We start from the raw sequence: 16,351 nt of genomic DNA on the forward strand, positions 1-16,351 counted from the left end.
TGAATTAAATTTTAGACATTTAACATCATATCACATGTGTGAAATTTGAGAACAGATTGTACGGATTACATATGTATAAGTTGAAGAAAATTTTTATCAATATAGACAAAATTAAAATAAATCACAAGAATTTTTAATATAACAAATCTCACCACTTACAAAATAATATTATGTCGTGTATAATAGTTCGTGATAAATATTCTAAATGACTAGATTACATACTTAATGAAACTAATGAAAGAATAAGTTCGGAAATTTACATTCAAAGTCAGGAGTTATTATATGGGTGAGTTTAAAAATCGGATTAACGTAACTATAAATGATCAACATTATACAATCGTCGGAGAGGACAACCCTGAGCATATCCGTTATGTAGCGCATTTAGTAGATGAGAGGCTGAAAACTCTAGCTAGTAAAAGCGCAGGCCTTGATACTACTAGAAAAGCTATTCTTACAGCTGTAAATATAATGCATGAAAAAGTACAGTTAGAAGAAGAAAATTACCGTTTACAACAAGAAATAAAACAATTAAAAAATAGAGAAGAATAATGATTATTGATTTAATAATCGTAATTATTTTCCTTTACATAGGCATGATTGGATTTAGAAGGGGCACTTGGTTAAGTTCATTACATTTAGGTTCAACTGTGTTCTCACTTTGGGTGGCTCATCGTTTACATTCACAAATTTCACAACGATTAGAGTTATTTGTGCCGTTTCCTAAAACGCGTGCATATGATTTGAACTATGCGTTCCAATTTGATAACCTACAGCAACGTTTTGATCATATCGTAGCATTTTTAATGATAGCAACTGTTACGAAAATATTTTGCTATGGTATTGTCGTTCTATTTGATAATGTAATAACATCTAGACAACCTAATTGGATAAGTCGTGCGTTAGGTGTAATAATGAGTGTGATTTCTTCGACTATTATTTGTGCTACTTTGTTTTATATGATTTCAATATACCCGCTTGAATTCATACAACAACAGTTGATGGAAGGGCATTTGGCTGAATACTTTATAATTCATGCGCCATTCATATCGTCATATGTACTAAATATATAGGGTGTTTTAGAATATAAACATATAAGGTTTTATAAAATATAGGAGGTCAGGACATAATCAATTTACTGAATTTAAAACAGTAATCTGTCTTGACCTTTTTCTATGGAGTGAAAATAATGACAAAAAAAGATATTATTCAATTATTAGAAAAAATAGCTACTTATATGGAATTAAAAGGTGAAAATACATTTAAAGTATCGGCATATAGAAAAGCCGCACAAAGCCTTGAAATTGACGAACGTCCAATAGAACAAATAGAAGATGTGACTCAATTAAAAGGTATCGGCAAAGGCGTAGGTGAAGTAATAGATGAATACCGTAAAAATGGCACTTCATCGACATTAGAATCCTTGAAGCAAGAAGTACCAGAAGGTCTTATTCCATTATTGAAAATTCAAGGTTTAGGTAGTAAAAAAATAGCTAAACTGTATAAAGTGTTGAATATTGATGGGAAAGAATCATTACAAGCTGCATGTGAACAAGGATTAGTAAGCGAATTAAATGGTTTTGCTAAAAAGACAGAACAAAATATATTGGAAGCTGTAAAAGCATTAGGCGCTAAAAAAGATAATTATCCTATTGACCAAATGCGTGGATTAAATAAAATGATAGATGCATATTTGTCACAAATTGACGCCATTGTACAATATGAAGTTGCTGGAAGTTTTAGAAGATATAAAGAAATGAGTAAGGATTTGGATTGTATAATTAGTACAGATGAACCAGCCAATGTGCAACAAGCATTATTAAATATTCCGAATAAAGTTAAAGACGTTGCCGTTGGTCAAACAAAGGTATCATTAGAACTAAGTTTTGATGATGAAACCATTGGTGTTGATTTTAGGCTAATTGAACCATCAGCGTTTTATCATACATTACAGCACTTTACAGGTTCCAAAGATCATAATATTCGCATACGCCAATTAGCAAAAGAACAAGATGAAAAAGTGAGCGAATATGGAATTGAACAAGCAGACGGAAACCTCATTCAATACCAAAGTGAAAAAGAGATTTACGAACATTTTGGTGTTAATTGGATTGAACCTGCAATTAGAGAAGATGGCAGTGAGTTTGATAAAGACTTATCAGAAATTATAAAATTAGATGATATCCAAGGAGATATTCATATGCATACAACATATAGTGATGGTGCATTTAGTTTAGAAGAAATGGTCAAAGCTAATATCGCAAAAGGATATCAATTTATGGTGATTACAGACCATTCACAAAGTTTGAAAGTCGCAAATGGTTTGTCTGTAGAAAGGTTATTACGCCAGAATGAAGAAATAAAAGCTTTAAATGAGAAATATGATGAAATTGATATTTATTCAGGAATAGAGATGGATATATTACCAGATGGACGATTAGATTATGATGATGAAGTCTTAGCACAATTAGATTATGTTATAGCTGCAATACATCAAAGTTTTAATCAATCACAAGATGAAATTATGCAACGTTTGGAAAATGCATGTCGTAATCCTTATGTTAGACACATTGCGCATCCGACGGGACGAATCATAGGGAAACGCCCTGGTTATGAACCGGATATTGACAGATTATGTGAGATAGCAGCTGAAACAAACACAATTTTAGAAATTAACGCAAATCCTAAACGTTTAGATTTAAATGCAGAAACCGTTAAAAAAAATCCGAATGTTAAATTAACAATTAATACAGACGCACACCATGTAGATCATTTAGAATTTATGAAATATGGTATTGCAACTGCACAAAAAGGATTTGTGAAAAAAGACAGAGTTATTAATACAATGTCTCGCGAAGATTTTAAATCGCTAATAGAAAATAATATTAAATTGAAGAAATAGAGGGATTAGATGAGACAGAAATCATTAGATGTCTTAGAATTCGATAAAATCAAATTGTTAGTTGAAAATGAAGCAATTAGTGATTTAGGAAAAGAAAAAGTTGTCGCAATGGCACCTGCAACTGATTTAGAAACTGTAGAATTTCAAATGAATGAGACCGATGAAATTGCACAGATTTACAATAAGCATCGTATGCCTAGTTTGAGCGGATTAGCAAAAGTTTCAGCATTTATCCATAGAGCTAGTATTGGTGGTGTGCTGAATGTGAGTGAATTAAATGTGATTAAACGTCTTATACAAATACAAAATCAATATAAGACATTTTACAACAATCTTATTAACGAAGAAGAGACGATTAACTATCCAATTCTCAATGACAGAATGGAACAGTTACCTATCTTGACTGATTTATATCAAAGTATACATGAAAAATGCGATGCTTATGATTTATATGACAATGCCAGTTATGAATTACAAGGTATTAGAAGTAAAATTTCCAGTACGACACAGCGAATCAAACAAAACTTGGATAAAATTGTTAAAAGTCAAGGTAATCAGAAAAAATTATCCGATGCAATTGTAACTGTACGAAATGAGCGTAATGTTATCCCGGTTAAAGCGGAATATAGACAAGATTTTAATGGTATTGTCCACGACCAATCGGCTTCAGGACAAACGTTATATATTGAGCCATCATCAATAGTAGAAATGAGTAATCAAATTAGCCGTTTACGTAATGACGAAGCCGTTGAAAAAGAAAGGATTCTATCGGAACTCACAGGCTATGTAGCTGAAGAAGCTGAAGCTTGTTTGATGTCAGAATCTATAATGGGGCAAATTGATTTTCTAACTGCTAAAGCACGTTATGCAAGTTCAATTAAAGGAACTAAACCGGAATTTACCGTTGAAAGAACAGTATATTTACCAAAAGCTTATCATCCTTTATTGGACAGAGATACTGTTGTAGCTAATACGATTGAATTTGCACAAGATATTGAGACGGTTATTATTACTGGACCTAATACAGGTGGTAAGACTGTTACGTTAAAAACACTTGGTTTAATTATTATGATGGCACAATCAGGTATGTTGATACCTACACTTGATGGCAGCAAATTGAGTGTATTTGAAAATGTGTTCTGTGACATCGGCGATGAACAATCTATTGAACAGTCTCTTTCTACATTTTCTTCACATATGAAAAATATTGTTGAAATTTTACAAGAAACTACAAAACATAGTTTGATTTTATTTGATGAATTAGGGGCAGGTACAGATCCAAGTGAAGGTGCCGCACTAGCAATGAGTATTTTAGATTATGTACATGATATTGGTTCTTTAGTAATGGCAACCACACACTATCCAGAATTAAAAGCATATAGTTATAATAGAGACGGTGTTATGAATGCGAGTGTAGAGTTTGATGTTAATACATTGAGCCCAACTTACAAATTGTTGATGGGCGTCCCAGGACGTTCAAATGCTTTTGACATTTCAAAAAAACTAGGACTAAACATTCAAGTTATTCAAAAAGCTAAATCTATGATTGGCCAAGACGAACAAGAAATTAATGAAATGATAGCTTCGCTTGAAACAAATTCAAAACGTGTCGATGAGCAACGTATCGAGTTAGACCACCTGCTTAGAGAAGCTCAAGATACACATGATGCTTTAGCAAAACAATATGAACAATATCAAAATCACGAAAAGCAACTCATGAATGAAGCGAAAGAAAAAGCAAATCAACGTGTGAAATCAGCTACTAATGAAGCGGATGAAATCTTAAAAGAATTACGTGAATTGAGAGATAAAAAAGGTGCAGATGTAAAAGAACATGAACTAATTGACAAGAAGAAACAACTGGACGATCAGTATGAAGCTAAATCAATTAAGCAAAATGTTGAGAAGAAAAAATGGGATACCATTAAAGCTGGTGACGAAGTTAAAGTATTGACTTATGGTCAAAAAGGTGAAGTCTTAGAACTAATCGATAATAATGAAGCAGTAGTACAGATGGGTATCATTAAGATGAAACTACCTTTAGAGGACTTGGAAAAAATTAAGAAAACTAAAGAAGAACCTACTAAAATGATCAAACGTGAAAATAGACAAAGTATTAAAATGGAACTTGATTTACGTGGCTACCGCTATGACGAAGCAATGGTTGCTGTAGATCAATATTTAGATCAGGCTGTACTGAGTAATTATGAACAAGTTTATATTATTCATGGTAAAGGTACAGGTGCTTTACAAAAAGGTGTGCAAAATCATTTGAAACGACATAAAAGTGTGTCATCATATAGAAACGGCATGCCAAGTGAAGGCGGATTCGGCGTAACCGTAGTAGAATTAAAATAATCGTGAGCAAGAGGTATGCAGAATATCATAAAGTCTGTTATAATTTCTTCATCATTTGAAATTTAAGGAGGATTGGCAGTTATGGCAATCGTAAAAGTAACGGATTCAAACTTTGATGAAAATATTCAATCAGGGGTAAATTTAGTAGATTTTTGGGCAACTTGGTGTGGCCCTTGTAAGATGATTGCTCCAGTATTAGAAGATTTAGCTGGTGATTTTGAAGGTAAGGCTAATATTTTAAAACTTGATGTAGATGAAAATCCATCAACAGCTGCTAAATTTGAAGTTATGAGTATCCCAACTTTAATCGTATTTAAAGATGGCGAACCAGTAGATAAAGTTGTAGGTTTCCAACCTAAAGAAAACTTAGCTGAAGTAATCGAAAAACACTTATAATATACTAAAGAACTACCAAGTCCGGGACATATCAATGTCCTGGATTTTTTAATCAGCTAGAAAATAGTTTATTTGAAGGATAAGAACGATTTAATCTTACAAACGAGTATAAGTTTAAACAGCCTATTTTTAGGGGCTAGTATAGCTTAATTTATGGCAGTTATGTTATATAATTATTCATAGAGTTAAAGCGTGAAAATTACAATAAATTGTGTAATACAGCTAAGCTATTTTATAATAGTATAGATATAGATGTTTAATAGTAATTGTTATGACTTTATAAACTACACATAATCGATATGTAATTGATAAAGAAAGGAGGCTGCTCGAATTATGGAAACATATCAAAAAGACATTAAACAGAAACTTACAGTGGTACCTACTGAACCAGGTTGTTATTTAATGAAAGATCGTAACAACCAAATCATTTATGTTGGTAAGGCCAAGAAGTTAAGAAATAGATTAAGGTCTTATTTTACAGGAGCGCATGATGCTAAAACGACACGCTTAGTCAGTGAAATTCGTAATTTTGAATTTATAGTAACATCGAGTGAAACAGAGTCCTTATTGTTAGAATTGAATCTAATCAAACAATACCAACCGCGATACAATATTTTATTAAAAGATGATAAAAGCTATCCTTTTATTAAAATAACTAAAGAAAAATACCCAAGACTAATTGTTACACGTACAGTTAAAAAGGGAAGCGGTAAATATTTTGGTCCATACCCTAACGCTTATTCAGCACAAGAAACTAAAAAATTATTAGACCGTATTTATCCTTTTAGGAAATGTGATAAAATGCCTGATAAATTATGCCTTTATTATCATATAGGACAATGTTTAGGACCTTGTGTTTATCCGGTTGATTTAGAAAAGTATGCAGAGATGACCAAAGAAATTACAGATTTTTTAAACGGTGAAGATAAAACCATTTTGCATAATTTAGAACAAAAAATGCAAGAATCCAGTGAATCATTAGATTTTGAACGCGCAAAAGAGTATCGAGATTTAATTCAACATATACACAATTTAAATAAAAAGCAAAAAGTTACTTCCTCTGACAGTACTGTTAGAGATGTATTCGGCTACAGCGTTTCAAAAGGGTGGATGTGTATTCAAGTCTTCTTTATAAGACAAGGAAATATGATTAAAAGAGATGCTACAATGATACCAATTCAACAGACCGAAGAAGAAGAGTTTTATACTTTTATTGGTCAGTTTTATGATTTGAATCAACATATTTTACCCAAAGAAGTACACATTCCAAAGCATCTTGATAAAGATATCATCCAATCAGTTGTAGATACTAAAATTGTTCAGCCTCTAAAAGGTAAGAAGAAAGATATGGTAGATTTAGCTAACCACAATGCGGAGATTACACTTGAAAATAAATTTGAGTTAATTGCTAAAGATGAATCACGTACAGTTAAAGCAATAGAAGAGCTTGGTGATGTGATGGGCATTCAAACACCAATTCGTATAGAGGCCTTTGATAATTCAAATATTCAAGGCGTGAATCCTGTTTCGGCAATGGTATCATTTGTGGATGGTAAACCTAATAAAAAAGGGTATCGCAAATATAAGATAAAGACAGTTGTTGGTCCAGATGATTATAAATCTATGCGTGAAGTTGTGCGTCGACGTTATACGCGAGTACTTAACGAAGGCAGTCCATTACCAGATTTGATTATTGTAGATGGTGGTAAAGGGCATATGAGTGGCGTGCTTGATGTCCTTGAAAATGAATTAGGGCTTGATATACCAGTGGCAGGGTTGCGTAAAAATGAAAAGCACCAAACATCAGAAATTCTTTATGGTGAAAATGCCGAAGTTGTTCCTATGAAGAAAAATAGTCAGCCATTTTATTTACTTCAAAGAATACAAGACGAAGTGCATAGATTTGCAATCACATTCCATAGACAAACAAGACAGAAGACTGGATTACAATCTGTGTTAGATACTGTAGATGGAATTGGAGCTAAAAGAAAGACCAAATTATTACGTACATTTGGTTCTATTAAGAAAATGAAAGAAGCGAGCTTAGAAGATTTAAAAAAATCAGGACTCCCACAAAATGTTGCTGAGAATCTTCATCAAGCGTTATACGACAAAAAGTAGTGAAAACTTTGTGGCATGAGAATCATTCTCATGCCCATTTTCTATTTAATTAGTGTTACAATAGCAAATAACAGGAATTCTTTTTTTACATGTATGTGGAAGCGTTTTCTAATTGAGAATATTCTCACTGACACTGTATTTTAAATTATGTATAAAAATAGACTTTGTATAATACTTCTATATTTAAAAATGTGCAATAATATTGTGTTGTAACAAACATACAATGCTAGGAAAGTTATTGTGCTCAGGAGTTATATAGAAATTCCAATTACTTTCACATCAAAAAAAGAAATCTAAAAAATTAATTGTTTCACAGGGGGGACTTCCTTTTGGCATACTCGAAAAATCAATTCTATTTAAGACGATTACATTCTTTACTAGGTGTAATACCAATAGGTGGATTCTTATTAGTCCATTTACTTGTTAACCATCAGGCAACTAAAGGCGCTGAAGCGTTCAACAAGGCAGCTGGATTTATGGAATCATTACCTTTTTTAATTGTGTTGGAATTTGCTGTTATCTACATTCCAATTCTTTATCATGCAGTATACGGTGTACATATTGCCTTTACGGCAAAAGAGAACGTGGGGCACTATTCAGCGTTTAGAAACTGGATGTTCTTGTTACAACGTTTGACAGGTATCATAACTTTCGTGTTTATAGCTATTCATTTATGGCAGACAAGAATACAACGTGCATTAGGACATGAAGTGAACTTTGATATGGTACACGACATTGTAACTAATCCATTTTGGTTGATTTTCTACATTGTATGTTTATTAGCCGTAACATTCCACTTTGCGAATGGTCTATGGTCATTCCTAGTTACTTGGGGTGTATTACAATCTAAAAAATCACAACAAATCTTTACATGGGTTTCACTTGTTGTATTCCTAGTTGTTTCATACATCGGTATTAGCGCAATATTAGCATTTTTATAAAATTACAAAATAAAGTTTCACATATATTTGAGGGAGTGACAATTTATGGCAGAGAAGAAAATTATTGTTGTCGGTGGTGGACTAGCTGGTCTAATGTCAACAATTAAAGCAGCAGAGCAGGGTGCGCATGTAGACCTGTTCTCACTTGTTCCTGTTAAACGTTCACACTCTGTTTGTGCACAAGGTGGCATTAACGGAGCGGTAAATACGAAAGGTGAAGGAGATTCTCCGTCAGTGCATTTAGATGATACTGTTTATGGTGGAGACTTCTTAGCAAACCAACCACCTGTAAAAGCAATGACTGATGCAGCACCTAAAATTATTCATTTACTTGACCGTATGGGCGTAATGTTTAATAGAACTAAAGAAGGTCTATTAGACTTTAGACGCTTCGGTGGTACGATGTATCACAGAACTGCATATGCCGGTGCTACTACAGGTCAACAATTACTCTATGCATTAGATGAACAAGTGCGTAGCTATGAGGTTGACGGATTAGTTACAAAATATGAAGGCTGGGAATTCTTAGGTATAGTTAAAGATGATGATAATATGGCAAGAGGAATCGTTGCTCAAGATATGACAACTGCTGAAATTCAATCATTTGGTTCAGATGCTGTGATTATGGCAACTGGTGGTCCTGGTATAATCTTTGGTAAAACAACAAATTCAATGATTAATACTGGCTCAGCTGCTTCAATCGTATACCAACAAGGTGCAATGTATGCGAACGGTGAATTTATTCAGATTCACCCAACCGCTATCCCTGGCGATGATAAACTTAGATTAATGAGTGAATCAGCCCGTGGTGAAGGTGGCCGTATTTGGACATATAAAGACGGTAAACCATGGTATTTCTTAGAAGAAAAATACCCAGATTATGGTAACTTAGTTCCGCGTGATATCGCGACACGTGAAATTTTTGATGTATGTGTGAATCAAAAATTAGGTATCAACGGTGAAAACATGGTATATCTAGATTTATCTCATAAAGATCCACATGAATTGGATATTAAATTAGGTGGAATCATCGAGATTTACGAAAAATTCACTGGTGATGACCCTCGTAAAGTACCAATGAAAATCTTCCCAGCAGTACATTACTCAATGGGTGGTTTATACGTAGATTATGATCAAATGACAAATATTAAAGGTTTATTTGCAGCTGGTGAATGTGACTTTTCACAACATGGTGGTAACCGCTTAGGTGCTAACTCATTACTATCTGCAATTTACGGTGGTACTGTTGCTGGTCCAAATGCTGTAGATTATATTTCAAATATCGAAGATTCATATACAGATTTAGATGAGCGCATTTACGAAAAACACGTTAAAGATCAACAAGAAAAATTTGATCACCTATTAAATATGAAGGGCACTGAAAATGCTTATAAACTTCATAGAGAATTAGGAGAAATCATGACTGCAAATGTTACAGTTGTGCGTGAAAATAAATCGTTATTAGAAACAGACAAGAAGATTGTAGAATTGATGGAACGTTATAAAGATATCGATATTGAAGATACTCAAACTTGGAGTAACCAAGCTGTATTCTTTACACGTCAATTATGGAATATGTTAGTACTTGCACGTGTAATCACGATTGGTGCTTATAATAGAAATGAATCACGTGGCGCGCATTATAAACCAGAATTCCCAGAAAGAAATGATGAAGAATGGTTGAAAACAACATTAGCTACGTATCAAGGCAAAACAGAAGCACCTAAGTTTACTTATGAACCAGTTGATATTAGTTTAATACCACCACGTAAACGTGATTACTCTAAGGCGTCAAAGGGAGGTAAATAATGATGGTAGAAACAAAAGAAGTTAATGAAACTCCTGCACAAAACGAACAACCTAGCCAAAAAACAATTAAATTAATTATAAAACGTCAAGACAACGACAAATCTACACCATATAATGAAGAATTTGAAATTCCTTATAGAGAGAACCTAAACGTTATAGCATGTTTAATGGAAATTAGACGTAACCCAGTTAATAGTAAAGGCGAAAAAACAACACCTGTTATTTGGGATATGAACTGTTTAGAAGAAGTTTGTGGCGCATGTTCAATGGTCATCAATGGACAAGCAAGACAATCATGTTCTGCAATTGTTGATCAATTAGAACAACCTATCAAATTAGAACCAATGAGCACGTTCCCAGTTATTCGTGATTTACAAGTTGATCGTACTAGAATGTTCGATAACTTGAAACGAATGAAAGCATGGGTCCCAATCGATGGTACGTATGATTTAGGTCCAGGTCCACGTATGCCTGAGAAAAAACGTCAAACTGCTTATGAACTTTCCAAATGTATGACTTGTGGTGTTTGTTTAGAAGTTTGTCCAAACGTAACGAGCAAAAACGACTTTGTTGGTGCTCAAGCGATTTCGCAAGTTAGACTATTTAATCTACATCCAACAGGTTCAATGACAAAAGACGAACGTTTGGAAGCGTTAATGGGCGGCGGAGGTTTACAAGAATGTGGTAACTCACAAAACTGTGTAAACGCATGTCCTAAAGGTATACCATTGACTACATCTATTGCCGCTTTAAATAGAGAAACGTCATTCCACATGTTCAAATCATTCTTTGGTTCAGATCATCAAGTACACTAATTGAACAATATTATTAAAGACTTAACATTTAAATAACAAATGTTAAGTCTTTTTTTTATAAAATTAGATAATTATTTTAAAGTTGAACAGGGTAAATACATATTGTATATATTATGGATGAAGACTTAACTATTAGCATGATTAATGATTTTGAAAACAAGACTATGCTACAATAAAGTACAAGATAATAAATAAGGATGTAATTGAATATGGACAAACCGATAGGTGTAATTGACTCTGGAGTTGGTGGTTTAACAGTTGCCAAAGAAATTATGCGCCAACTTCCAAACGAAACAATATATTATTTAGGTGATATTAAGCGTTGCCCTTATGGCCCAAGAGAGGGCTCGCAGGTTAGGGAATTCACTACAGAATTAGCACAGAAATTGATGGCATTTGATATTAAAATGTTAGTGATTGCTTGCAATACGGCTACAGCAGTAGCGTTAAAACATTTGCAAAGCATATTGCCAATACCAGTAATTGGAGTAATAGAGCCTGGTGCAAGAACAGCAATTATGACTACCAAAAACAATGATGTTTTGATTTTAGGTACAGAAGGTACAATTAAATCTGAAGCCTATAGACATCATATTAAAAATATAAACCCAAATGTTGAAGTATCTGGGATAGCATGTCCTGGTTTTGTACCTTTAGTTGAACAGATGCGCTACCAAGACCCTACCATCACAAGTATTATTATTCACCAAACATTAAAACATTGGAGAAATAGTAATGCTGATACAGTGATTTTAGGCTGTACGCATTATCCACTGTTATATCAACCAATAAATGATTATTTTGGTGGGGAAAAAGTAGTGATTTCCTCAGGATTAGAAACTGCACGTGAGGTTAGCGCATTGTTAACTTTTAGTAATGAACATGCAGGATATAAACGACAACCCGAACATAAATTTTTTGCTACCGGAGAAACTGAACATATAGAATTAATTATTGAAGAATGGTTAAAAATGAAAGTGAAAGTTGAAAAAATTGAAATACAAGAATAGGAGACGAAACGATGGAAGATATAGTAATTGCATCAAACAATAAAGGTAAAATAAATGATTTTAAAGTCATATTTCCTGACTATAATGTAATAGGCATCGCAGAATTAATTGAGGATTTTGATGTAGAAGAAACAGGAGATACATTTGAAGCAAATGCGAAGTTGAAATCAGAAGCTGCGGCTAAGGCATTAAATAAACGAGTGATTGCCGATGACAGTGGCCTTGAAGTATTTGCCTTAGGTGGAGAACCTGGTATATTTTCTGCACGTTACGCTGGAACTGAAAAAGATGATAATGCTAACATAGAAAAATTGCTAACCAATCTAGGTGATGAAACAAACCGTGCTGCACAATTTGTGTGTGTGATTAGTATGAGTGCACCTGGAGAAGAAACCGTTCAATTTAAAGGCACCGTTGAAGGTGAAATTACTTTAAGTAAAATAGGGGAACAAGGCTTTGGTTATGATCCTATATTTTATTTAGATGATAAAAATAAAACGATGGCTCAACTTACAGCTGAAGAAAAAAGCGAGGTAAGTCATAGAGGTAAAGCAATTGAAAAGTTACAACAATATTTAGAAGGTGAACAATAATGTTGAAATGGATTATAGTAAGTGATAATCACACAGAACAAGGTATTCTTTTTGACGTAATAAGCCACCATAATGATATTGATGTTGCGATTCACCTAGGTGATTCCGAATTTGAGTATCATGACAGCGAATTAAGCCATTTTTATAGAGTTAAAGGGAACACGGATTTTTATCCTGAATTTCCAAATGAAGAAATTATAGCAGTAAATGGTATTAAAGCATTTTATACACACGGTCATTTATACAATGTGAATCGTACACGTATGCAACTTGCTGAACAAGCCAAAGCATCAGGATGTCAATTTGCTTTCTATGGTCATACGCACGTGGCTAAACATGAGCACATCGGTGATGTTCATGTCATAAACCCTGGGAGCATTTCACAATCGAGAAGTAACATAGAAGAGACCTATGCCGAATTGTTGATTGATGAAATTGAAAAAGATGTAAAATTAAATTTTTATAATCGTAATCATCAAATCATTGATAGTGAAACGTTCAGTCTATAATGATTAAAAAAATATAGTTAGCAATTACATAATTTATGTTAAATAATGTGTAGTTATTGGAATAATAAAGTAATATTGGTGACGATAGCACTTTTTAGGGGCGATTAATGTAGTTTGATTTCACTTTCGCTCCTAAAATCATTAAATTATTAAGCTATTTTATCCTAGTAAAATGCTAAAATTAGTTAATTTTTTAATGAAATTTAAAAAAGATGATAAAAAGTCTATTAAAGTGAAAAATCATATTTATTTTTAATGCTTGGAGTATTGCTTTATAGCGATAAGTTAGATATAATAATTCTTGTGTTCAAAAAGAATATGTCCTGGTAGCTCAGCTGGATAGAGCAATGGCCTTCTAAGCCATCGGTCGGGGGTTCGAATCCCTCCCAGGACACTATAACACGTTGATATATCAACGTTTCGAGAGAGCAAGTGTCAAATACGGGTCAAGAGAATAATTCTCTGACGCGTTGACCTTGCTCTTTTTTGTGTTCTTCAAGTAAATACCTATAAACCTTAAGTGTTATAGATATGCTTGTATGTCCTAACCTTTTACTAATATATTCAATTGATATTTCTTTACTAATAAGATAACTAGCATGTTTTTGTCTTAAAGAATAGGGGTGATTTTGTCATTTGGAGTAATTAGATATAAATTTTTGATATTTGTTTCTTATAATATTTATAATCATTACACTTGTCTGAAATGATCTAAAAATAAATCTAAAGTGTGTGAATGCCAATATTGTTACTTTTCTGAAAGTTTATCCTTTCCATTTGATATTATCCAATCTTTGAAGTATTCTTCGAATTTTTTAGCATCTTCAATTTTATTTCCATCTTCCAAATCCCAGATTAATTGTTGTGCTGCATTAGGTGCTTCTGCTTTAGTTTTGAATCCAGACTTTTTTTACCAGTTTTAAAATTAGGATGTTCTACATCATACTGCCATGATGTAGAAGTTTTATTTTTTTCGTTTTGTGATTGTAAATGTCGCCATTTGGCTAAGTTTTCCTAAAAAGGGGTAAAAAAATAATTAGGGTAGGCGTACTACCCTAATTATTTTTTTTGTGGTGCCGTTTCTTGTACTGCTTGTTGACGTTTTGCCCAACTATCATAACCTTCATTTTTACCAACCCAACCAGGTCCACTTACGTGAGCGTTGGGGTCATCCCATGCTTGTTTGCTTTGTTCTCTAGCTACTTCATAATCACCTTTGCCATAGCCCATTTGAGATTCATCATGTGTAGTTGGCTTAGTTCGATTCCATTCAGATATTTCAGATTCAGTCATTTGACTGTTGTTGCTATTTGATGGTTTAGTTTGTTGGTTATTACTACTTTGTTGATTATCGCTGATATTTTGTTCTGAATTGTTAGATTGTTCTTGCTTTGGATTTTCAGCGTTATTTGTATTTTTATCATCATTAGCTTGTTGATTATTCTCACTGTTATTTTCTTGTGTGTTTTCGTGCTCAGTATTACTTTTTTGCTTATTTTCATCGCTTTCTTCATTTGAACTAGAAGTAGATTTTTTATCAGTATTCTTTTGTTTATTGTTCTTCTTCTCTTTTTTCTTGTCTTTCTCGGGTGCTTTTGCTTCTTTCTTAGGTTCTTCTTTACTTTCTTCCTTGTTCCCACATGCTCCCAATACTAATGTACTAGCTAATAATAAACCTAAAACTTTTTTCATTCTACATACCCCTTATTTTTCTAAATTATCCACTGCATATTGCGCTTCTTCTTCTGTGAATTTTTCGCCATAAGAAGAAACTAATTGATCATAGACTGCGTCCTGTGACATGCTTTGCTGTTCGGCATAATCTTTCGCTTTTTTCTTAGCATTTTCTTTAAAGTTAGCTTTTAGATGTTTCATCGCATAATCTGCATCTCCTTCTGTGAATTTTTCACCAGAATCTGAGGTTAATTGATCATAGATGCCTTGCTTTGACATATGCATCGTATCAGAATAAATCTTAGCTTTATTTAAAGCAGCCTTTTCTTGTGATGTTGCATTATTATCACTATTACTAAAGTTAGAATTAGAGTTATCTGAACTGAAATTAGCTGTACAAGCTGTTATACCAATTATAAGTATTATTAACAAAACTAGACATCCACAACCTGAACCACAACCCCATAACCAACCTTTTTTAGTTTTGCTCATTTTTTGTTGATTTTGATGCTCTTGAAACTTTTGCCATTGCTCATTTGTATTTTGTTCTTCTGTCATGCTACATACCCCTTTATTTAATTTTTTTATATTCAAACACACTTAATGGTTAAAAATGAATTAAGTAACCATTGTGAAGTGTGGATAAACCATACCATTTTTTATAGTTTGCAATACATTGTTGTGAAAAACCTTTCGAAACCTCAAAAAAATAGCCGACTCATATATGTTTTGGCAGGCACTTTTAAATATTTCAATACGGTTATTTAATGAAGTCTTTTCAGAGATTGATATAATACATAGTTTCTCAGATTTAGTGTAATTCAGTTCATACAAGTATTTTTCATTATTTGTATTTTACAAAACTTTTAATTATAAATTTTTTGATGTTGACCTATTGAATATTATAGCATTAATTGTACAGATTATTTTAATTAAATTATAAAATAGCGCAATATAATTATGTGTGCAATTTAATAAAGATTATTAGTTAAATTATTTCTAAATACGAGAAACGCATATATTGATTTTGTAGTGTTTCTGCAGCTAGGGGAGATGGAATTTAGCAACAAACTATAGTTAGAATGAGTGGACGTATAATTTTTTTATGATATAAAATAAAACTATAATTCGTTAGTAGAGATATTACTTCTATGATAAAATATAAAGATGAGCAAGTTGGATAGATGGTGGCTAATCTCAGAATAAAGTGAGGTGGTGCTTATGAA

14 protein-coding genes, 1 tRNA gene and 1 pseudogene are annotated in these 16,351 nt (G+C 32.9%); 13 read left to right on the forward strand and 3 right to left on the reverse strand.

Annotation, left to right across the window (positions count from 1 at the left end; all coding sequences use genetic code 11):
* The first annotated feature begins 282 nt into the window (after positions 1 to 282).
* From zapA to D9V42_RS08665, 13 genes are all read left to right on the forward strand, one after another.
* Positions 283 to 549 carry a cell division protein ZapA gene (gene zapA, locus D9V42_RS08605; RefSeq protein WP_017724187.1) on the forward strand — a complete coding sequence of 89 codons (267 nt, stop codon included), beginning with the start codon at positions 283 to 285 and terminating at the stop codon, positions 547 to 549.
* Positions 549 to 1,070, forward strand: coding sequence for a CvpA family protein (locus D9V42_RS08610; RefSeq protein WP_122064448.1), 522 nt, complete (start codon positions 549 to 551; stop codon positions 1,068 to 1,070). Before zapA ends, D9V42_RS08610 begins: the two co-directional genes overlap by 1 nt.
* A gap of 116 nt (positions 1,071 to 1,186) precedes the next feature.
* Entirely contained in the window at positions 1,187 to 2,899 is a 1,713-nt protein-coding gene (polX, locus tag D9V42_RS08615) for a DNA polymerase/3'-5' exonuclease PolX (RefSeq protein WP_122064450.1), read from the forward strand.
* A 9-nt stretch (positions 2,900 to 2,908) separates the two neighbouring features.
* Complete coding sequence (locus D9V42_RS08620) at positions 2,909 to 5,257, forward strand: endonuclease MutS2 (RefSeq protein ID WP_122064452.1); 2,349 nt, start codon at positions 2,909 to 2,911, stop codon at positions 5,255 to 5,257.
* Positions 5,258 to 5,338: 81 nt separating this feature from the next.
* Positions 5,339 to 5,653, forward strand: coding sequence for a thioredoxin (trxA, locus tag D9V42_RS08625; protein WP_017724191.1), 315 nt, complete (start codon positions 5,339 to 5,341; stop codon positions 5,651 to 5,653).
* A gap of 333 nt (positions 5,654 to 5,986) precedes the next feature.
* Positions 5,987 to 7,774: an excinuclease ABC subunit UvrC gene (uvrC, locus tag D9V42_RS08630; RefSeq protein WP_122064454.1), complete on the forward strand. Its 1,788-nt coding sequence runs from the start codon at positions 5,987 to 5,989 to the stop codon at positions 7,772 to 7,774.
* Positions 7,775 to 8,103: 329 nt separating this feature from the next.
* Complete coding sequence (locus D9V42_RS08635) at positions 8,104 to 8,715, forward strand: succinate dehydrogenase cytochrome b558 subunit (RefSeq protein ID WP_122064456.1); 612 nt, start codon at positions 8,104 to 8,106, stop codon at positions 8,713 to 8,715.
* A gap of 45 nt (positions 8,716 to 8,760) precedes the next feature.
* Entirely contained in the window at positions 8,761 to 10,524 is a 1,764-nt protein-coding gene (sdhA, locus tag D9V42_RS08640; protein ID WP_122064458.1) for a succinate dehydrogenase flavoprotein subunit, read from the forward strand.
* Positions 10,525 to 10,526: 2 nt separating this feature from the next.
* A complete protein-coding gene (gene sdhB / locus D9V42_RS08645) occupies positions 10,527 to 11,339 on the forward strand; it encodes a succinate dehydrogenase iron-sulfur subunit (RefSeq protein WP_029379029.1) in 813 nt (270 codons plus the stop codon).
* A 209-nt stretch (positions 11,340 to 11,548) separates the two neighbouring features.
* A complete protein-coding gene (gene racE / locus D9V42_RS08650) occupies positions 11,549 to 12,349 on the forward strand; it encodes a glutamate racemase (protein WP_122064460.1) in 801 nt (266 codons plus the stop codon).
* Between the two features lie 11 nt (positions 12,350 to 12,360).
* Positions 12,361 to 12,942: an XTP/dITP diphosphatase gene (locus D9V42_RS08655; RefSeq protein ID WP_122064462.1), complete on the forward strand. Its 582-nt coding sequence runs from the start codon at positions 12,361 to 12,363 to the stop codon at positions 12,940 to 12,942.
* Positions 12,942 to 13,451, forward strand: coding sequence for a YfcE family phosphodiesterase (locus tag D9V42_RS08660; protein ID WP_107555953.1), 510 nt, complete (start codon positions 12,942 to 12,944; stop codon positions 13,449 to 13,451). Before D9V42_RS08655 ends, D9V42_RS08660 begins: the two co-directional genes overlap by 1 nt.
* Before the next feature lie 320 nt (positions 13,452 to 13,771).
* Positions 13,772 to 13,845, forward strand: a tRNA-Arg gene (locus D9V42_RS08665).
* Between the two features lie 52 nt (positions 13,846 to 13,897).
* Here the strand turns inward: D9V42_RS08665 and D9V42_RS08670 are convergent.
* From D9V42_RS08670 to D9V42_RS08680, 3 genes and pseudogenes are all read right to left on the reverse strand, one after another.
* A pseudogene (locus D9V42_RS08670) lies at positions 13,898 to 14,451 on the reverse strand (site-specific integrase).
* Between the two features lie 59 nt (positions 14,452 to 14,510).
* Positions 14,511 to 15,143, reverse strand: a complete 633-nt coding sequence (locus D9V42_RS08675; RefSeq protein WP_122064464.1) for a hypothetical protein — start codon at positions 15,141 to 15,143, stop codon at positions 14,511 to 14,513.
* 12 nt (positions 15,144 to 15,155) lie between these two features.
* The gene (locus D9V42_RS08680; RefSeq protein ID WP_122064466.1) at positions 15,156 to 15,683 is read right to left on the reverse strand and encodes an Ltp family lipoprotein; all 528 of its coding nucleotides are present in this window, start codon (positions 15,681 to 15,683) and stop codon (positions 15,156 to 15,158) included.
* Positions 15,684 to 16,351 lie beyond the last annotated feature (668 nt).

Source organism: Staphylococcus pseudoxylosus (assembly GCF_003697915.1).
In the GTDB taxonomy this organism is placed as follows: domain Bacteria; phylum Bacillota; class Bacilli; order Staphylococcales; family Staphylococcaceae; genus Staphylococcus; species Staphylococcus pseudoxylosus.